The sequence below is a fragment of the Pseudomonas sp. GW823-FHT03E05 genome (assembly GCF_058796855.1).
Window position 1 is genome coordinate 309998 of record NZ_JBXAJB010000007.1, and the last position, 19345, is coordinate 329342.

The window sequence follows — 19345 nt, forward strand, 5'->3', positions numbered from 1 at the left end:
AGCCAACAGCAGCCACCATTCGTCAATTATTTTGCCTCACTAAAGGTCGATACGCCGCGCAATCCGCGCCGCCTGCGGGTTTCAAGCAGATAATGTTTAGAATTTTTTACATGGAAGTTGTTAATTAAAATCAACGAGGATAAGCTCTGGAAAAACTCGTTCCAGCGTGAATTTCGAGGTGATAAAAATGGCATTCAAGCCATTGATCGGCGTTACTGCGTGCGTCAAAGAGATCGGCCTGCACCCCTACCACGTCAGCGGCGACAAGTACTTGCGTGCTGTCAGCGTCGCGGCCGAGGGCCTGCCCCTGATCATTCCTTCCCTGGCGGATCTGATCGACATCGACGATCTGCTGCGGCAAGTGGATGGGCTGCTGTTTACCGGCTCGCCATCCAATGTCGAACCCTTCCATTACCAAGGCACTCCCAGCGAGCCGGGCACCGCCCACGACCCGCAGCGCGATGCCACCACCCTGCCCCTGCTGCGCGCGGCGATTGCCGCCGGCGTGCCGGTGCTCGGCATCTGCCGCGGCTTCCAGGAAATGAACGTGGCCTTCGGCGGCAGCCTGCACCAGAAGGTGCATGAACTGCCGGGCTACATGGACCACCGCGAAGCCGACGATCCGCGCATCGAAGTGCAGTACGCCCCGGCGCACCCGGTGGCGATCCAGCCCGGCGGTGTGTTCGAGGCCATGGGCCTGGGCGGTGAGATCCAGGTCAACTCGATCCACAGCCAGGGCGTCGACCGCCTGGCCCCCGGCCTGCGGGTCGAGGCCGTGGCCCCGGACGGCCTGATCGAGGCGCTGTCGGTGGAACACAGCAAGGCCTTCGCCTTCGGCGTGCAGTGGCACCCGGAATGGCAGGTGCTGTCGAACCCGGCCTACCTGCGGATCTTCCAGGCCTTTGGCGACGCCTGCCGGCAACGGGCCGCACAACGGCGCTGAACCACCGGCCGCGGCCACAACCCAGACGATTCATCACGCCCTGCCCCGCGGCGAGCGCGCCTGTGCGCGCCCGTCGTCCAGCGTGAGCAACACACGGCAAGACCACAACAACAAATAGCGTCAGGCCGCCAGGGAGGCAGCGCCGAATCAGCCCGCACTCACTGCGGGCTGGCAATCAACCTTTAGGCCCGGCCGAATTGATCGGGCTGCTGACACCTGTTGGGAGTTTCACATGGCAAACGCCTCCAGCACTTACCGCAAGGCCCTCGAAGGCACTCCGAGCCCGCAGAAGGTCCTGGTCAAGATCGACCGCGTGACCAAGAAGTTCGATGAAACCGTGGCCGTGGACGATGTGTCCCTGGAGATCCACCAAGGCGAGATCTTTGCCCTGCTGGGCGGTTCCGGCTCCGGCAAATCCACCCTGCTGCGCATGCTCGCCGGCTTCGAACGCCCCACCGAAGGCCGCATCCTGCTGGATGGCGTGGACATCACCGACATGCCGCCCTACGAGCGGCCGATCAACATGATGTTCCAGTCCTACGCCCTGTTCCCCCACATGACCGTGGCCCAGAACATTGCCTTCGGCCTCAAGCAGGACCGCCTGCCGGCCAGCGAGATCGACGCCCGGGTCGAGGAAATGCTCAAGCTGGTGCACATGACCCAGTACGCCAAGCGCAAGCCGCACCAGCTCTCCGGTGGCCAGCGCCAGCGCGTGGCCCTGGCCCGCTCCCTGGCCAAGCGCCCCAAGCTGCTCTTGCTGGACGAACCCATGGGCGCCCTGGACAAGAAGCTGCGCTCGCAGATGCAACTGGAACTGGTGGAGATCATCGAGCGCGTGGGCGTGACCTGCGTGATGGTGACCCACGACCAGGAAGAGGCCATGACCATGGCCCAGCGCATCGCCATCATGCACCTGGGCTGGATCGCCCAGACCGGCAGCCCGGTGGACATCTACGAAGCGCCGGTGAGCCGCCTGGTGTGCGAATTCATCGGCAACGTCAACGCCTTCGACGGCACCGTTACCGAAGACCTGGAAGGCTACGCCATCATCGACTGCGCGGACCTCGAGCAGCAGATCTACGTCGGCCACGGGGTCAGCACCTCGGTGCAGGACAAGTCGGTGACCTACGCCATCCGCCCGGAAAAGATGCTGGTCACCACCCTCAAGCCCGATGCCCGCTACAACTGGTCCAAGGGCAAGGTGCATGACATCGCCTACCTGGGCGGCCACTCGGTGTTCTACGTCGAGCTGCCTGGCGGCAAGATTGTCCAGTCGTTCATGGCCAACGCCGAGCGTCGCGGCTCGCGGCCAACCTGGGATGACGAAGTCTACGTCTGGTGGGAAGACGACAGCGGCGTGGTACTGCGAGCATGAGTACATCGACCATGAGCACTTTCAATCAGAAGCTGTTCCGTATGCTGCCCAGCGGTCGCAAGCTGGTGATCGGCATTCCTTTCCTCTGGCTGTTCCTGTTCTTCATGCTGCCGTTCTTCCTGGTGATGAAGATCAGCTTCTCGGAAGCGGCCCTGGCGATTCCGCCCTACTCGGAGATCTACAGCTACGCCGAACAGAAATTCCAATTGCTGCTGAACCTCGGCAACTACGCCATGCTGGCCGGCGACGAGCTGTATTTCTCGGCCTACCTGGGTTCGCTGAAGGTGGCCCTGCTGAGCACCCTGATGTGCCTGGTGGTGGGTTTCCCCATGGCCTATGCCATCTCCAAGGCCAGCAAGGAGGCGCAGAACGTCTTGCTGCTGCTGATCATGATGCCGACCTGGACCGCGATCCTGATCCGCGTCTACGCCTGGATGGGCATCCTCAGCAACAACGGCCTGCTCAACAGCTTCCTGATGTGGACCGGGCTGATCAGCCAGCCCCTGGAAATCCTCAACACCAACACCGCGGTGTACATAGGCGTGGTCTACGCCTACCTGCCGTTCATGGTGCTGCCGCTGTACGCCAACCTGGTCAAGCACGACCAGAGCCTGCTGGAAGCCGCTTCGGACCTGGGTTCGAGCAACTTCAACAATTTCTGGAAAATCACCGTGCCCCTGGCCAAGAACGGCATCATTGCCGGCTGCATGCTGGTGTTCATTCCGGTGGTGGGCGAGTTCGTGATTCCGGAACTCTTGGGCGGCCCGGAAACCCTGATGATCGGCCGCGTACTGTGGCAGGAGTTCTTCAACAACCGTGACTGGCCGGTGGCCTCCGCCCTGGCGGTGGTGATGCTGGCGATCCTGATTATCCCGATCTTGCTGTTCAACCGCAGCCAGGCCAAAGAGATGGAGGCACGGGCATGAAACGCTTCGAATTTTCCAAACTGATGCTGGTGCTGGGCCTGCTGTTCATCTACCTGCCGATGCTGATCCTGGTGATCTACTCGTTCAACGCCTCCAAGCTGGTGACAGTGTGGGGCGGCTGGTCGATCAAGTGGTACGTCGGCCTGCTGGACAACCAGCAACTGATGGGCTCGGTAATGCGCTCCCTGGAGATCGCCTGCTACACCGCCATTGCCGCGGTGGCCCTGGGCACCCTGGCGGCCTTCGTGCTGACCCGGGTCACCCGCTTCAAGGGCCGCACGCTGTTCGGCGGCCTGGTCACCGCGCCGCTGGTGATGCCGGAAGTGATCACCGGCCTGTCCTTGCTGCTGCTGTTCGTGGCCATGGCGCAATTGATCGGCTGGCCCATGGAGCGCGGCATCGTCACCATCTGGATCGCCCACACCACATTCTGCGCAGCCTATGTAGCCGTGGTAGTCTCCGCGCGCCTGCGGGAGCTGGACCTGTCCATCGAAGAAGCGGCCATGGACCTGGGAGCGCGACCGTTCAAGGTGTTCTTCCTGATCACCATCCCGATGATCGCGCCGTCACTGGCGGCCGGCGGCATGATGTCCTTCGCCCTGTCCCTGGATGACCTGGTACTGGCCAGCTTCGTCTCCGGCCCGGGTTCCACCACCTTGCCGATGGAAGTGTTCTCGGCGGTGCGCCTGGGGGTCAAGCCGGAGATCAACGCCGTGGCCAGCCTGATCCTGCTGGCGGTGTCCCTGGTGACCTTCCTGGTCTGGTACTTCGGCCGCCGCGCCGAGGCCGCCCGCAAGCGGGCGATCCAGGAGGCCATGGACTTCACCGCCAACGAATCCTGGCAGCCACCGGCAGCGAAAAAACCTGCGGTACGAACACCTGCGACGGCCTAGCCATCGCCTCTTCGCCAGCAAGCTGGCTCCTACGGATAACCCAAACCTGTAGGAGCCAGCTTGCTGGCGAAAAAGGCTCACCCCGAACCCTCGAGTTGCACACGCAGCAATCTGCACAATAAGAAATGGAGTTGTAGTGATGAAAATGCTTGGCAGGACTCTGCTCTCACTGTCCTTGATGGGCGCAATGGTTACCGGCGCTCAAGCCAACGACAAAGTGCTGCGCGTCTACAACTGGTCGGACTACATCGCCCCGGACACCCTGAAGAAGTTCGAGGCCGAGACCGGCATCCACGTCACCTACGACGTCTTCGACAGCAACGAAACCCTGGAAGCGCGCCTGCTCACCGGCAAGTCCGGCTACGACATCGTGGTGCCGTCCAACAGCTTCCTGGCCAAGCAGATCAAGGCCGGGGTCTACCAGGAACTGGACAAGTCCCGCTTGCCCAACTGGAAGAACCTCAACCCGGTGCTGCTGAAAAACGCCTCCGCCAGCGACCCGGACAACGCCCATGCCTTTCCCTACATGTGGGGCTCGATCGGCATCGGCTACAACCCGGACAAGGTCAAGGCGGCCCTGGGCGCCGACGCCCCGACCAACTCCTGGGACCTGCTGTTCAAGCCGGAGAACGCCGAGAAGCTCAAGGCCTGCGGCATCAGCTTCCTCGACTCGCCCACCGAGATGCTCCCCGCCGCCCTGCACTACCTGGGCTACCCGGTGACCAGCAAGGACAAGGCGCAGATCCTCGAAGCCGAAGCCCTGTTCATGAAGATCCGTCCTTCGGTGACCTACTTCCACTCCTCCAAATACATCTCGGACCTGGCCAACGGCAACATCTGCGTGGCCGTGGGTTACTCCGGCGACGTGCTGCAGGCCCGTTCCCGCGCCGAAGAGGCCGGCAACAAGGAGAAGGTCGCGTTCAGCATTCCCAAGGAAGGCGCCGGCAGCTTCTACGACATGATGGCCATCCCCAAGGACGCCACCAACGTCGACAACGCCTACCTGTTCATGAACTTCCTGATGCGCGCGGACATCATCGCCGAGGTCACCAACAGCCTGGGCTACAGCAACGCCAACGCGGCGGCCACGCCACTGGTGGACGAAGCGATCCGCAACGACCCGGCGTCCTACCCGCCCCAGGCCGTACTGGCCACCCTCTACGCAGTACCGGACCAGCCGATCGCCATCCAGCGCGTGATGAACCGCGGCTGGACCAGGATCAAGCTGGGCAAATGACTCAAGCTGCCCGCCGCTGGCGGGCACCGCTCGCCTTTTTCCGTTCACGTCGCGCCTTACCACCGCGACACTCCTGCGAACGGCTTCACCCGGCTCCCTCGGTTGGGGTGAATCCTTGGCGCCTTCGGGCGCCTTTTTTGCGTTCCCTGCAGCCGCTGGCGCAGGCGCGAATGGCTGAAGCGACATAGGCGATCCCGGCAACAGAGGGTCCTGCGGCCCCTTTCGCAGCCTCGCTAACGCTCGACAGCGGCTACAGCTGGCAGACAGCCATTACTTTGGCTAGATTCAGCCGACACGGCTCCCCTCCCACTTCGTACAATGACCGCCACAGGTCCTTCGACATGCATGCAACCTTACGTGCGCTCTTGCTGGCTTCTGCCTTGTTCCCGCTGTACGCCAGCGCCGCACCACCGGTGCTGGCGCTGGTGGCCCTGCCCTCTACGGCCAAGCCGGCGCCGGGCAGCGAACACTCCATCGGCAACATGCCGCTGGCGACCTCGCAGCAGGGCCTGGGCCTGTGCTTCAGCCACAGCGCGGCGGCGGTATTCAACTATTACCAGTGCCAGGCGGCCAAGGAAGACTGCACCCGCATCGACAAGAACCAGCTGGCGGCGCCCCTGGACATGGCACGCTTTGGCCGCAAACCCACGGGCGAGGTAGACAGCGTCGCCTCCTACGAGGACATCGACGAGGGCGGCGACCCGCTCTACACCCTGGAAACCGCGGCCCTGATGGTGGGCTCCGTGGTGTCCCAGGCGTGCTTTTCCGAAGAGAAACTGTTCAAGGACAAGTTCGTGCCCAGCGGCGCCATCAGCGCCGAGGACGTCAAGGCCCAGCGCGCAGTACTCAAAGCGCTGGAGGACTTCTATCAACAGAACCGGCTCAAGGCCCCCTGTGCCGAGTGTGTCGCCAGCGCGACGCAGGTGGCCGAACTCCAGGCCATCTACGCCACCACCCGCGATCCCCGGGGCATTGCCCAGGCCCTGGGCAAGCCGCACTTCGGCGGTTTTTTCTCGGCCATCATCATCCCCCCCGAATGCCGGCGCCTGAGCCGCCGGGCACTCTTCGAACTCCAGGACAAGCTGCAGATCCGCGCCCTGCCGGAAACGGCCGCGCAGAACAACTTCGCCGGCCTGTACCCGGCGCTGAAACAGGCGATCGATGCCGACAACCCGGTGATCATTGCCAACGTCTGCCTGTATCGCGGCGCCAAGCAGAAAAAATGCCCCGAGCAGTACCGGCACAGCCTGGTGGCCTACGCACATGCCCGTCTGTGTACGCCCCAGGGCCAGTGCCAGGAAGGGCTCAAGGTGCTCAACAGCTGGGGCGAGCAATGGCAGAACCACGAGGGCCAGCAATGGTTCGATGCCCGGCGCCTGCTGGACAGCACCGGCTATGGCAAGCAGAGCATTGGCTGGCTGGAACACAGGAGCGCGGACCAGGACTGAGCAGCCCGGCGGGTCCCGAGGGTTCCTGCTCGCACCGGCCCCCTTCGGGCTGATAACAGCCGAATCCCGGCGCGGCCATTGCCCAGCGGCAACTGGCCGCTACACAACAGCAAGTTCCTCGCCTCAGGAAGTGGTATTTTTTGCGGCTTCTGGCGTGGCTGATCGGCATGAAGCCAAGGCCGCCAACTTTCAGGGAGCTGCACCGATGAAGTCTGCCGTACACCCTTGCCCGTTGCCCCATGACTCCAGCATCGCGGCCCTGGCCCCGGGTGCCACCTTCATCGATTGCCGCCGCACCCTGGCGTCCGACGCCGAGCGCAGCGCCATGCGTCACCTGCTGTGCCTGATGAGCCAGACCCCGGCCTGGATCGACCGCCTGATGGGCCTGCGCAACCGCGTGGTGCAGCTGTTCGGCCTCAAGGACCTGGGGCGCCTGACCCGCATCGACCTGTCGCGCCCCGACGAGGCTTACCAGCCCGGCGACCGGGTGGGTATCTTCACCCTGATTTCCCAGAGCCCCGACGAGGTGCTGGTGGTGGACCGCGACAAGCACCTGGACGTACACCTGTCGCTCAACCGCCTGCCGCTGGACGCCGAGGGCCGGCGCCCGGTGGTGCTGTCCACCGTGGTCCACCCGCACAACCGCCTGGGGCGCCTGTACATGCTGCCGGTGGCGCCGTTCCACCGGATCATCGCGCCCATGACCCTGGCCACTATCAATAACCAATAACTGCTGAGCCTTCCATCCCAAGGATCTTGCCGTGCACACACCGGATTTCGATGTTGTAGTCGTAGGCCTGGGCGCCATGGGCGCCGCCACCCTCTATCAACTGGCCAAGCGCGGGGTAAGGGTGGCGGGCATCGACCGCTTCGCCCCGCCCCACGACCTGGGTTCCAGCCACGGCGACACCCGCATCACCCGCCAGGCGGTGGGCGAAGGTGCGGCCTACGTGCCCCTGGCGATCCGCTCGCAGCAGATCTGGCGCGAACTGGAGGCGGAGCTGGATGTGCAGTTGTTCGAGCAATGCGGGGTGCTGGTGATGACCGCCAGCACCGACCCGCAGCGCCCGGCAGAGGCCCGGGACTTCACCGACAACAGCATCGAGCTGGCCCGGCGCTATGGCATCGAGCACCAGGAGCTGGACGCCGCCGAGATCCGCCGGCGCTTCCCGCAGTTCGCCCCGCTGGATGACAGCGCCCGGGGCTACTTCGAACCCGGCGGCGGCTTTGTCCGCCCGGAACGCTGCATCGATGCGCAACTGACCCGGGCCCTGCAACTGGGGGCAACCCTGATCACCGGCCAGACAGTGCTGGAACTGGACGCCCAGGATGACGGGGTGCACATCATCAGCGACGGCTCGCGGCTGTTTGCCCGACAGGTCATCGTCAGCGCCGGCATGTGGTCGGCGCAGTTGCTGGGGGCGCCCTTCGATTCGCTGTTGCAGGTGTGCCGCCAGCAGCTGTACTGGTTCCGCCTGGATGAGCCCGAGCGCTACCCGGCCCGCTCCCCGAGCTTCATTCTCCACAGCGCCGATGACGTGGACGCCTGCTACGGCTTCCCGCCGATTCCCGGCGAAGGCAGCGTGAAGATCGCCACCGAGCAGTACAGCGCCAGCAGCCAGCCGGACAGCCTCGACCGCCAGCCCAGCAGCGCCGACGCCCAGCGCCTGTTCCACAAACTGATCGCCCCCCATATCGCCGGGCTGGCCCCCGAGTTGGTGAAGGCCAGCGTCTGTGCCTACACCGTGACCCCGGATTCGGGGTTCATCATCGACCGCCACCCGCGCCTGGCCAATGTCACCGTGGTCAGCGCCTGTTCCGGCCATGGCTTCAAGCATTCGGCGGCGATTGGCGAAGCCCTGGCCCAGCAGCACGTGGACGGCTGCAGCGAAATCGACCTGGAAAGTTTCTCCCTGCACCGCTTCAACTGAAGGCAACGGCCCCTTTATCGGCGCCGTGGTGAAAAAAAATCCTCGGGGTGACGTTTTTCGCCGTTTATCTGCCGTTTTCAGCCTTGCTGGTTGGCCGAGTCTCTACGATTCTTTAGAAACCCCTCAGGGCGGCGCATCGCCGCCCCACGTAGAACAACCGGAGCGCCCCATGAAGAGCGTCGCAGAACTGCTGAAACTCAAGGCCAAGCACAACCAGCAAGTGCACACCATCGCCCCGCACCAGATGGTCCTGGAGGCGCTGATGGTGATGGCCGAGAAAAACGTCGGCGCCTTGCCGGTGCTGGAGAATGGCGTGGTGGTCGGGGTCATCAGCGAGCGCGACTACGCGCGCAAGCTGGTGCTCCACGGGCGCTCCTCGGTGGGCACCCCGGTCAGCGCGATCATGAGCTCGCCGGTAATCACCGTGGACTCGCACCAGAGCGTGGACACCTGCATGAACATCATGACCGACAGCCACCTGCGCCACCTGCCGGTGGTGGAAAACGGCCAGTTGCTGGGCCTGCTGTCCATCGGCGACCTGGTCAAGGAAGCAATCGCCGAACAGGCCGACCTGATCCGCCAGCTGGAGCAGTACATCCGCGGCGAATGACCCCATGCCCTGCGCCGCCCTGGCTCACAGGGCGTCACCCGCCGTGAAGAATTGCCGCCCATCGCTCTTGAGCAGATCCAACAGGGCCTGGGCTGCGGGCGACAGGTAGCCTTCGGCGCGTACCAGCACCACGATGCTGCGGCGCATGCAGGTTTGCGCCAGGGGCACTTCCCGCAGGTGGGCGATGCCCTTGAAGTCGTCCAGGGTTTCCCGGGCCAGAAAACTCAGCAGCCCGGTCTTGGCGATCAGCCGCGGCAACAGGGAGATGGTGTTGGTCTCTATCTGCACCGAGGGCAGCGGCAGTTCATGGCTCTGGAACACGTTGTCGATCCAGCGTCGCGCCGACACCCGGGTGCCCGGCAGCACCCAGCGGTAGGCGCACAAGTCGCGCAGGCGCATGGGCGTGGCGAATATCGGGTGGTCGCGGCTGGCCACCACCACCGCCCGGTCTTCGAACAGGGTGTGGTGGCTCAGGTGCGGGTCGCCTTCGAACATCGGGCAGATGACCATGTCCAGGCGCCCGGAGCGCAGGGACTCGCGCAACAGGTCGTCCTGGCCGATCACCAGGTTCAAGGTGATGTCCGGGGCCCGCTCCAGCAAGGTGGCGGTCATCTGCGGCAGCAGGTGTTCGGCCATGCTGGCGGCGCAGCCCAGGCGGATGTTGCCGAGCACGCCGCTGGCGAAGTCCCGCACCTCGCGGTGGGTCTCGGCGATGTTCTGCTGCAGTTGCCGGCTGCGCCGCTGCAGCAACTCACCCACGGCGGTAAGCTTGATGCCGCGCCCTTCACGCTCGAACAGCTTGGTGCCGAAGGACTCCTCCAGGCGCTGGATGCTCTTGGTCAGCGCCGGCTGGCTGCGGTTGAGCTTCTGCGCCGCCCGGCCCAGGTGGCCGAGCTCGGCGATGGTGTCGAAATAGGTCAGGTCGCGCAGGTCCATGATCGATCAACAATAGTTATGAGTTGATCACAATTAGAAACTGGACTTGATCAATCGCGCTATCAATAATTTGCTCCGGCGCAGGTTTTACCGCTCCCGCAACAGGAGTGGCCAGCGTCTTGGAGAGTCGTCCCTTGTCGCCATCGCTTCGTCTATCCCTGAATACCTGGCCCCAGGCGCTGCAATGGCCGGCCTGGCTGTTGCTGGCCGGCATCAGCGGCCAGTTGCTCAAGTACCTGGAGATTCCCGCCGGGCAGTTTCTCGGGCCGATGCTCACGGCGATCCTGTTTGGCGTGTGCGGTGCCAGCATCCGCGTGCCGCGCCTGGCGTTTCGCCTGGGCCAGGGCTCGGTGGGCATGCTCGCCGCCCACTCCATGACCCTCGCCGTGCTCACGGCCATGCTCCAGTCCTGGCACGTGATGCTGGTGGCCACCCTGCTCACCGTCAGCCTCAGCGCCCTGGTGGGCCTGGTGCTGGTGCGCTTCGGCGCGATTGCCGCCAGCACCGCGGCCTGGGGCACGGCGCCCGGTGCGGCCTCGGCCATGGTGTCGATGGCCGACGAGTTCGGCGCCGACTCACGGGTGGTGGCCACCATGCAATACGTGCGGGTGGTGTGCGTGGTGATGGTCGGGGCCCTCGTCAGCCACTGGATCGGCGCTCCGGCCAGCGGCAGCGAGGCCCACGCCAGCCAGATGGCCCTGCACGGCATGAGCCTGCCGAATGTTGGCCTGAGCATCGTGGCGATCGTCTGCGGTGTGCTCCTGGGTTCGCGGGTGCCTGCCGGGGCCCTGCTGGTGCCGCTGCTGCTGGGCGGCGCGCTGCAGGTCAGCGGGCTGTTGCAGATCAGCCTGCCGTCCTGGCTGCTGGCCTGTGCCTACGGCGCCATCGGCGGCTATATCGGCCTGCGCTTCGACCGCCCGACCCTGAGCTATGTGTTCGGCCACCTGCCGGCGATGATCGGCGGCGCCCTGCTGCTGATCTCCCTCTGTGCCCTCTCTGCCTGGGGGCTGGCCCTGTGGATGGGCAAGGACTTTCTCTCGGTCTACCTGGCCACCAGCCCCGGCGGCCTGGACGCCATGGCGATCATCGCGGTGGACACCCATTCGGATGTCGGCCTGGTGCTGGCGATGCAGACCCTGCGCCTGTTCGCGGTGATTGTCAGCGGCGCGTTTTTCGCCCGGCTGATCATCAAGTGGTCGCGATAGGTGCCGGAGCAAGCTCCCCTGCCCCCCCTACACTGCTTGCCCTTGATTGATCGGCATCAGCACCCAAGGCACATTTTTTTTAACAACCTGAAATAGTAAATCCAAGCGGTGTGAAACCTGCCCCTGTTCGCCGCCAGCCTTCCAGGCTGGGGCTTTGCACGGATTCCACCGCCTCTTGGGGGGGATTCGCAAAGCCTGTCCCCAGGTCTTTCCTTGACGATTAAGAAACGTCTTGCCGTCAGCTCTTGTTAAGATCGCGCACATTTGCGTGAAGATTTGATGACAGGCAGGTTATTTGTGAAGTTGATCCGTCGTTGCCTACAACACCCTCTTGCACCCCTGTGTGCCCTGTTCGGCCTGCTGTTGCTGCTGCCCATGGGCGCGCGCCTGGCCCTGGGCTGGTCCAACCCGCTGGGCTATCTGTCGGACCTGGCCAGCGCCAGCCTGCTGACCGTACTCCTGTACCGCCGGCCCTGGTGGCTGGCGCTGCCGGTGCTGCTGGTCTGGGCCCTGCTGACCCTGGTCAGCGCCGAGCTGGTAAGCGCCGTGGGGCGCATGCCCAACCTCGCCGACCTGCACTACCTGGTGGACCCGCAGTTTGTCGGCAACTCCACCGGCGGCGGCCTGACCCACCCGGACCTGGGCCTGGCGCTGTTGCTGGGGCTGGTGCTGTGGCTGGTGGTCCAGCGCGCCCACCGCGGGGTGCGCCCCCCGGCACTGCCGCGCCATAGCTGGAGCCTGCCGGTGCTGTTGCTGGTGGCCCACGGCGGCATCCAGTACCTCAAGCCCAGCGAAGCCGACCAGTGGCAACTGTTCAACCTGCCCCACCAGGCCCTGGCCACCGCCACCGGCCAGGCGCAGATGCAGGTGGAGGACTGGCTGCAAGGCGACGTCGCCGATGTCCCACCGCCCATGGCCGGGCTCACCCGCCTGGACCTGGAAGGCCAGCCGCTGCTGCCCAGCGCAGGCCGCGCGCGTAACGTGCTGCTGATCACCCTCGAAGGTATTCCCGGTGCCTATATCCGCACCAACCGCGAAGCCCTGAACAGCCGCTACCAGGAAGACCTGATGCCCAAGCTCAGCGCCTGGGCCGAGCGCGGCATGAACACCCCGGACTACGTGCTGCACAGCCACCAGACCATCCGCGGCCTGTACGCCATGCTCTGCGGCGACTACGACAAGCTCGACAACGGCACCCCCAAGGGCGTCGAGATGCTCACCCAGAGCCAGCGCAACCAGGCCTGCCTGCCGGCGCAGATGCACAAGTTCGGTTTCAACACCCACTACCTGCAGGGCGCCGGCCTGCGCTTCATGGCCAAGGACAAGATCATGCCGCACATCGGCTTCGATTCGACCCACGGCCTGGAGTGGTTCAAGAACGACAACTACCTGGAGTTCCCCTGGGGCAAGGACGACAAGGCCTTCTTCGAAGGCGCCCTGGGCTACGTCGACCAGCTGAAGAAGAACAAGAAGCCGTGGATGCTCACCCTGCTGACCGTCGGCACCCACCAGCCCTACTCGGCGCCCGAGGACTACCTGGAGCGCTATGAGACGCCGAAGCAGGCCGCCGTGGGCTACCTGGACGACGCCATCGACCAGTTCCTCACGGGCCTGGAGCGCAAGGGCGTGCTCAAGGACACCCTGGTGATCATTACCTCCGATGAGTCCCACGGCATCGACGGCGTGCGCCTGGCTTCGTCCTGGGGCTTCAACCTGATGCTCGCCCCGGACCAGGACCTGCTGCCCCATCTCAAGTCCGGCACCTACGGCCACGTCGACCTCAGCGCCTCGGTGCTGGACTACTTCGGCCTGCCGGTGCCCGCCAGCCTCAGCGGCCGCTCGCTGTTGCGCGACTATGCCCAGGGCCGGGAAATCATGTCCTACACCAACGGCAAGCTGCGCTACCACGATGGCCAGGGCACCTTCACCGAGTGCGACTTCCAACAGCGCTGCCGCTACTACGCCAGCCCCGGTTTCATCGCCGACAGCGCCAGCCTGCAAGGCCAGTACGGCGGCCTGCGGGCCCGGCAGATCAGCGCGCGTGCGGCGAACCTGGACCGCAGCCTGCTGCAGTCGCCGCTGAACCAGCACTACCAGTTCGGCAGCCCGGCGATCATCCCGCTGCAGGCGCAGATCAAGGACGACTGGGCCGACAACCTGATCGGCGCCCAGTACCTGGAAATGCCCAAGGGCTCCCAGACCCGGGTGCGCTTCACCGTGCGCTCCGCCGACCCGCAGCAAAACGCCTACATCCTGCTCAAGGGCAAGGAGCTGGAACAGGACGTGCCCCTGGGCCTGCCGGAAGAAATGCTGGTCACACCCGACCAGCCGTTGCAGATGGACTTCAGCTTCGACAACCCGGAAACCCGCAAGGCCTTCTCCTTCCACCTGCTGGGCTATGGCCTGGGAGCGGTGGAAGTCAGCGACTTCAGCGTGATCACCGAGTTGCCGGGGCAGACCGAAAGCGTCGACCCCGAAGAAGACAGCAACGCCCACTCCAGCTGACCCCTGCCGCACGCCGAGCCGCCCCCCTTGGGGCGATGCTCGGCGCGCCCTTCTGCATGCCCCGCAAAAATATTTTCCTGTACATGAAACTTTTTTTGTACAGGAAAAGTCGGACCGTTGATGTCATTTAAACATCATTGAGCTATCACGCTGCCTCATCGAGGCACGCCCCTGTGAAGCATTCAGTCAACGGTTTAGGAGCGGTCCTTCCTATGTTTTCCAATCTGAGCATTTCGCAAAAGCTCTATGCCGGTTTCGGCGTCGTCCTGCTGATCCTCCTGCTGCTGGTGCTGGCGGCCCTGCGCGGCTTCGATCAAGTCAGCAGCAGCGTCAAAAGCACCATCCACAGCCATGAAGTGCTGAACCAGTCCGACGCCCTCTTGCGCAGCCTGATCAATATCGAGACCGGCATGCGCGGTTATGCCCTGACCGGTCGCGACAGCTTCCTCGAACCTCTGGAACAAGGCGAAAAAGCCTTTACCGACTACTACGCCCGGATCAAGAGCAGCACCGCCGACAACCCCGAGCAGCAGGCGCGCCTGGAGCGACTCAAGGCCCTGCACGACCAGTGGCTGCGCGAGGACATCCAGGGCAACCTGGCCCTGCGCCGGGCGATCAATGCTGGGACTCAGCCGGCCACCGCCATGGCCGAGCAGATCAGCGCCGGCCGCGACAAGGCCAAGATGGACGCCATGCGCCAGCTCACCAGTGAGTTGCGCGAAGCGGAAAAAAGCCTGCAGGACGCCCGCAGCCAGGCCATGGACAACGCCAAGGCTTCGGCCCTGGCGATCCTGCTCGGCGGCGGCATGCTGGCAGCACTGCTGGCCATGCTCGTTGCCTGGTCGCTGTCGAGCAACCTGGTGGGACGCATTCGCCAGTCCGTGGAAGTGGCCGAGGCCATCGCCGCCGGCCACCTGGACAACCGCATCAGCACCCAGGGGCGCGATGAAGTCAGCGAGCTGCAGCAGGCTTTCGCCGCCATGCAGGAGCGCCTGCGATCGATGATCAGCCAGATCAAGCTGGGAGCCGAGCAACTGGTGAGCGCCTCCCAGAGCATTTCCAGTGCCTCGCTACAGCTCTCGGCATCGGCCCAGGAACAGTCCCACTCGGCCTCATCCATGGCCGCCACGGTGGAAGAACTGACGGTGAGCATCAACCATGTGGCGGACAACGCCGGGGACGCTCATGCCCTGTCCAGCGAATCCGGGCGCCAGTCCGAGGAAGGCGGCAGCGTGATCCAGGACACCCTGGGCAGCATGCGCCTGATCGCCGAGACCGTGCAGGCTTCGGCCACCCAGATCGGTGAACTGGGCCAGCATGCCGAACAGATCTCCAGCATTGTCAGTGTGATCAAGGGCATCGCCGAGCAGACCAACCTGCTGGCCCTCAATGCGGCCATCGAGGCCGCCCGGGCCGGCGAGCAAGGCCGTGGCTTTGCCGTGGTCGCCGATGAAGTGCGCCTGCTGGCCCAGCGCACGGCCAATTCGACCCAGGAGATCACCGAGATGGTCGACAAGATCCAGCTGGGCACCCGGGAAGCGGTGAGCAGCATGGACGTCGGAGTCAATCAGGTGAAAAGCGGCGTCGAACAGGCCCAGCAGGCCGGCGAGGCCATCGTCAATATCCGCACCTCCTCCGGCAATGTGGTGCGGGTGGTGGACCAGATCTCCCTGGCCCTGCGGGAACAGACCGCCGCCAGCCAGGATGTGGCGCGCAACGTCGAGCGCATTGCCCAGATGTCCCAGCAGAACAGCCAGGCCGTGGAGGAAACCACCGAGACCGCCCGCTCCCTGCAACAACTGGCGCAGAACCTGGAACAGCAGGTGAACGTGTTCAGGCTGTAGATCTGGTGCCCTCGCCGGGGCGACCGCCCAGCCATCGACGCAAAACCCTGGCATCCCCGGGGTTTTGCGTTTATTCCTGATAACCGTCCCCTCTACAGACGAGCGCAGCCCATGATCGATCGCCCCACTGCCCCGCCGCTCGAACAACTCGCCGCCGCCATGCACGGCAAGCCGTTCATGGTCCTCACCGGCGCCGGTATCAGCACCCCGTCGGGGATCCCCGACTACCGCGACAGCGAGGGCGTGCGCCGTGGCCGCCAGCCGATGATGTACCAGGAGTTCCTCGCCCAGCCCGAAGCCCGTCGCCGCTACTGGGCCCGGGCCATGCTCGGCTGGCCGCGCATTCGCCAGGCCCGGCCGAATGCCGCGCACCAGGCGTTGGCGCAATTGCAGGCCGCAGGCCGGATCGCCGGGGTGATCACCCAGAATGTCGATGCCCTGCACGACGAGGCCGGCAGCCTGGAGGTCATCGAGCTCCACGGCAGCCTGCAGCGGGTCTTGTGCCTGGACTGCGCCCAGCGCAGCCAGCGGGAGGCCATCCAGCAGCAACTGGAGGCGCACAACCCTTACCTGGCCGGCGTTGACGCGGTGCAGGCGCCGGACGGCGACACCCTGCTGGACCCGGCCTTCGAGGAACGCTTCCAGGTGCCCCACTGCCCCTACTGCAATGGCTCGCGATTGAAACCCGATGTGGTGTTCTTCGGCGAGAACGTGGCCGCGGCCACCGCTGCCCGGGCCTTGAGCGCCGTGCACGAAGCCGCAGGCCTGCTGGTGGTGGGTTCGTCGCTGATGGCCTATTCGGCGTTCCGCCTGTGCCGCGCCGTGGCCGAGCAAGGCAAGCCGCTGCTGGCCATCAACTTCGGCAAGACCCGCGCCGACGAGCTGCTGGACCTCAAGCTCGGCGAGCCCTGTGACCTGTTGCTGCCCCAGTTGGCCGAACGCCTGCTGCGTTGAGCCTCAGAGTAGCGCCAGGCGCTGGCCGAGGTTTTCCTCGCGCAGGATGTCGAACAGCGCCTGGGCCGCGGTGGACAGCTCGTCCCCCGGCTTGGTCAGTACACCAATGGCCCGCTCCACCACCGGATCGTGCAGGGTCAGGCAGTGCCCGCCCAGTTCGCGCATCTGCTGGGCGCACAGCGCCGGCACCGCACTCACCCCCAGGCCGCTGGCGACCATGCGCCCCACGGTCGCCAACTGGTGGCTTTCAAACTCCACCGGCAGTTGCACGCCCCGTGCCCGCAGGTGATCTTCGAGCATCACCCGCACCGTGGACGGCCGCTGCAAGGTGATGAAGGGCTCCTGCAACAGCGCCTGCCAGTCGATCTCGCTGCGCCGGGCCAGGGGCGAATCCCGGGGCACCACGGCGACAAAGCGGTCGATGTACAGCGGGGTGAACACCAGCGAGGTGCTGTCCTGGGGCTCGAACGCCACCCCCAGCTCCACCTCGCGATCACGGACCATCTCCAGCACCTGCTCGTTGACCACGTCGTTGACCGTGACGTTGACCTGGGGATAGCGGGCCCGAAAGTGCTTGAGGATCGGCGGCAGCAGGTTGCCGGCAAAGGACGGCATCGCCGCCAGGGTCACCCGGCCTCGCTGCAGGCTGAAACGCTGGCGCAGTTCGTCCTCGGCGTTGTCCCAGTCGGCGATCAGACGCCGCGCCAGGGGCAGCAGGGCCTCGCCTTCCGGGGTCAGGGCCACATTGCGCGTATTGCGCGTGAACAGGCGCCCACCCAGGCCTTCCTCCAGCGCCTTGATCGTCAGGCTCAGGGCCGACTGCGACAGGTGCAGCCGTTCGCAGGCCAGGGCAAAGCTCAAACTGTGGGCCACGGCCAGAAATGCCCGTATCTGTTTAACCGTCATCTGCCATTCTCTTGGGTGTATGCCGCCCTGGATTATGCTGATTTTCAAATCAATCAACCTTAAAAATCAACTTAACAAATCAATCCCGCAGCGCAACACTGGCCCGCAAACGGCTGGCCAGCCGCCAACGAACAAGAAAGAGGAAGGTGCAAATGGCAGGTTTCGACAAGCGCGTGGCGTCCTACGAGGAAGCCCTGGAAGGTCTGCAAGACGGCATGACCGTGATCGCCGGCGGCTTCGGCCTGTGCGGTATCCCCGAAAACCTGATCGCCGAGATCAAGCGCCGCGGTACCCGCGACCTGACCGTGGTGTCCAACAACTGCGGGGTCGACGGTTTCGGCCTGGGCGTGCTCCTGGAAGACCGCCAGATCAGCAAGGTGATCGCTTCCTACGTGGGTGAAAACGCCCTGTTCGAGAAGCAGTTGCTCAGCGGCGAGATCGAAGTGGTACTGACCCCCCAGGGCACCCTGGCGGAAAAAATGCGCGCCGGCGGCGCCGGGATCCCGGCCTTCTTCACCGCCACCGGCGTCGGCACCCCGGTGGCCGACGGCAAGGAAACCCGCGAATTCAAGGGCCGCACCTACCTGATGGAAGAGTCCATCACCGGTGACTTCGCCATCGTCAAGGGCTGGAAGGCCGACCACTTTGGCAACGTGGTCTACCGCCACACCGCGCAGAACTTCAACCCCCTGGCGGCCACCGCCGGCAAGATCACCGTGGTCGAAGTGGAAGAAATCGTCGAACCGGGCGAGCTGGACCCGACGCAGATCCACACCCCCGGCATCTACGTCGACCGGGTCATCTGCGGCACCTTCGAGAAGCGCATCGAACAGCGCACCGTGCGCAAGTGATCGCCCTTCCCCAGCCCGACTAAAAGGACAACAAACATGGCTCTTACCCGCGAACAAATGGCTCAGCGCGTCGCCCGCGAACTGCAGGACGGCTTCTACGTCAACCTTGGCATCGGCATCCCGACCCTGGTGGCCAACTACATCCCCGACGGCATGGAAGTCATGCTGCAGTCGGAAAACGGCCTCCTGGGCATGGGCGCCTTCCCCACCGAGGACGAAGTCGACGCCGACATGATCAACGCCGGCAAACAGACGGTGACCGCGCGCATCGGCGCCTCGATCTTCTCGTCCGCCGAATCCTTCGCGATGATCCGCGGCGGCCATATCGACCTGACCGTGCTCGGCGCCTTCGAAGTGGACGTGCAGGGCAACATCGCCTCCTGGATGATCCCCGGCAAGCTGGTCAAGGGCATGGGCGGCGCCATGGACCTGGTGGCCGGTGCCGAGAACATCATCGTCACCATGACCCACGCCTCGAAAGACGGCGAATCCAAATTGCTCAGCCGTTGCAGCCTGCCGCTGACCGGCGCCCAGTGCATCAAGCGCGTGCTCACCGACCTTGCGTACCTGGAGATCGAAAACGGTGCCTTCATCCTCAAGGAGCGCGCCCCCGGGGTCAGCGTCGAGGAAATCGTCAGCAAGACCGCCGGCAAGCTGATCGTGCCGGACCACGTGCCTGAAATGCAGTTCGCCTGAGGAGCCCCATCATGCAAGACGTCGTAATCGTTGCCGCCACCCGCACCGCCGTGGGCAGTTTCCAGGGCTCCCTGGCGAACATTCC

The 19345-nt window shown here is 64.7% G+C and carries 18 protein-coding genes; 16 read left to right on the forward strand and 2 right to left on the reverse strand.

What is annotated here, in order from left to right:
* The first annotated feature begins 187 nt into the window (after positions 1–187).
* The 9 genes from AC1RCO_RS26800 to AC1RCO_RS26840 all read left to right on the forward strand — a co-directional run bounded on the left by AC1RCO_RS26800 (position 188) and on the right by AC1RCO_RS26840 (position 9363).
* A complete protein-coding gene (locus AC1RCO_RS26800) occupies positions 188–943 on the forward strand; it encodes a gamma-glutamyl-gamma-aminobutyrate hydrolase family protein (protein WP_011060638.1) in 756 nt (251 codons plus the stop codon).
* Between the two features lie 232 nt (positions 944–1175).
* Positions 1176–2318, forward strand: a complete 1143-nt coding sequence (locus tag AC1RCO_RS26805) for an ABC transporter ATP-binding protein (RefSeq protein WP_011060637.1) — start codon at positions 1176–1178, stop codon at positions 2316–2318.
* Between the two features lie 44 nt (positions 2319–2362).
* Positions 2363–3244 carry an ABC transporter permease subunit gene (locus AC1RCO_RS26810; RefSeq protein WP_162865010.1) on the forward strand — a complete coding sequence of 294 codons (882 nt, stop codon included), beginning with the start codon at positions 2363–2365 and terminating at the stop codon, positions 3242–3244.
* Complete coding sequence (locus tag AC1RCO_RS26815) at positions 3241–4137, forward strand: ABC transporter permease subunit (RefSeq protein ID WP_011060635.1); 897 nt, start codon at positions 3241–3243, stop codon at positions 4135–4137. Before AC1RCO_RS26810 ends, AC1RCO_RS26815 begins: the two co-directional genes overlap by 4 nt.
* 139 nt (positions 4138–4276) lie before the next feature.
* Positions 4277–5374 (forward strand): polyamine ABC transporter substrate-binding protein, encoded by a 1098-nt coding sequence (locus tag AC1RCO_RS26820; RefSeq protein WP_015635115.1) that lies wholly within the window; start codon positions 4277–4279, stop codon positions 5372–5374.
* Between the two features lie 341 nt (positions 5375–5715).
* A complete protein-coding gene (locus AC1RCO_RS26825) occupies positions 5716–6822 on the forward strand; it encodes a hypothetical protein (RefSeq protein WP_401260945.1) in 1107 nt (368 codons plus the stop codon).
* A 205-nt stretch (positions 6823–7027) separates the two neighbouring features.
* Entirely contained in the window at positions 7028–7552 is a 525-nt protein-coding gene (locus AC1RCO_RS26830; protein WP_492618216.1) for a DUF2867 domain-containing protein, read from the forward strand.
* Positions 7553–7583: 31 nt separating this feature from the next.
* The gene (gene solA / locus AC1RCO_RS26835; RefSeq protein WP_492618217.1) at positions 7584–8753 is read left to right on the forward strand and encodes an N-methyl-L-tryptophan oxidase; all 1170 of its coding nucleotides are present in this window, start codon (positions 7584–7586) and stop codon (positions 8751–8753) included.
* A 169-nt stretch (positions 8754–8922) separates the two neighbouring features.
* Positions 8923–9363 carry a CBS domain-containing protein gene (locus tag AC1RCO_RS26840; RefSeq protein ID WP_011060630.1) on the forward strand — a complete coding sequence of 147 codons (441 nt, stop codon included), beginning with the start codon at positions 8923–8925 and terminating at the stop codon, positions 9361–9363.
* 24 nt (positions 9364–9387) lie between these two features.
* On the opposite strand, the gene AC1RCO_RS26845 is transcribed toward AC1RCO_RS26840, so the two are convergent.
* A complete protein-coding gene (locus tag AC1RCO_RS26845; protein WP_011060629.1) occupies positions 9388–10299 on the reverse strand; it encodes a LysR family transcriptional regulator in 912 nt (303 codons plus the stop codon).
* 134 nt (positions 10300–10433) lie between these two features.
* On the opposite strand from AC1RCO_RS26845, the gene AC1RCO_RS26850 reads away from it, so the two are divergent.
* The 4 genes from AC1RCO_RS26850 (at position 10434) to AC1RCO_RS26865 (ending at position 16807) form a co-directional block, all read left to right on the forward strand.
* On the forward strand, positions 10434–11504 hold the full coding sequence (locus AC1RCO_RS26850; protein WP_145714087.1) for an AbrB family transcriptional regulator: 1071 nt from the start codon (positions 10434–10436) through the stop codon (positions 11502–11504).
* 279 nt (positions 11505–11783) lie between these two features.
* A complete protein-coding gene (locus AC1RCO_RS26855; protein WP_145714090.1) occupies positions 11784–14009 on the forward strand; it encodes an LTA synthase family protein in 2226 nt (741 codons plus the stop codon).
* Positions 14010–14221: 212 nt separating this feature from the next.
* Entirely contained in the window at positions 14222–15853 is a 1632-nt protein-coding gene (locus tag AC1RCO_RS26860) for a methyl-accepting chemotaxis protein (RefSeq protein ID WP_019092913.1), read from the forward strand.
* Positions 15854–15964: 111 nt separating this feature from the next.
* A complete protein-coding gene (locus AC1RCO_RS26865; RefSeq protein WP_011060623.1) occupies positions 15965–16807 on the forward strand; it encodes an NAD-dependent protein deacetylase in 843 nt (280 codons plus the stop codon).
* A gap of 3 nt (positions 16808–16810) precedes the next feature.
* On the opposite strand, the gene AC1RCO_RS26870 is transcribed toward AC1RCO_RS26865, so the two are convergent.
* Positions 16811–17713 (reverse strand): LysR family transcriptional regulator, encoded by a 903-nt coding sequence (locus AC1RCO_RS26870; protein WP_011060622.1) that lies wholly within the window; start codon positions 17711–17713, stop codon positions 16811–16813.
* A 152-nt stretch (positions 17714–17865) separates the two neighbouring features.
* Here AC1RCO_RS26870 and AC1RCO_RS26875 point away from each other — a divergent pair, with 152 nt between their 5' ends.
* From AC1RCO_RS26875 to AC1RCO_RS26885, 3 genes are all read left to right on the forward strand, one after another.
* A complete protein-coding gene (locus tag AC1RCO_RS26875) occupies positions 17866–18564 on the forward strand; it encodes a CoA transferase subunit A (RefSeq protein WP_011060621.1) in 699 nt (232 codons plus the stop codon).
* Positions 18565–18600: 36 nt separating this feature from the next.
* Entirely contained in the window at positions 18601–19260 is a 660-nt protein-coding gene (locus AC1RCO_RS26880) for a CoA transferase subunit B (protein WP_011060620.1), read from the forward strand.
* Positions 19261–19271: 11 nt separating this feature from the next.
* The coding region (locus tag AC1RCO_RS26885) for a hypothetical protein (protein WP_237149867.1) at positions 19272–19345 on the forward strand (74 nt) is incomplete at its 3' end.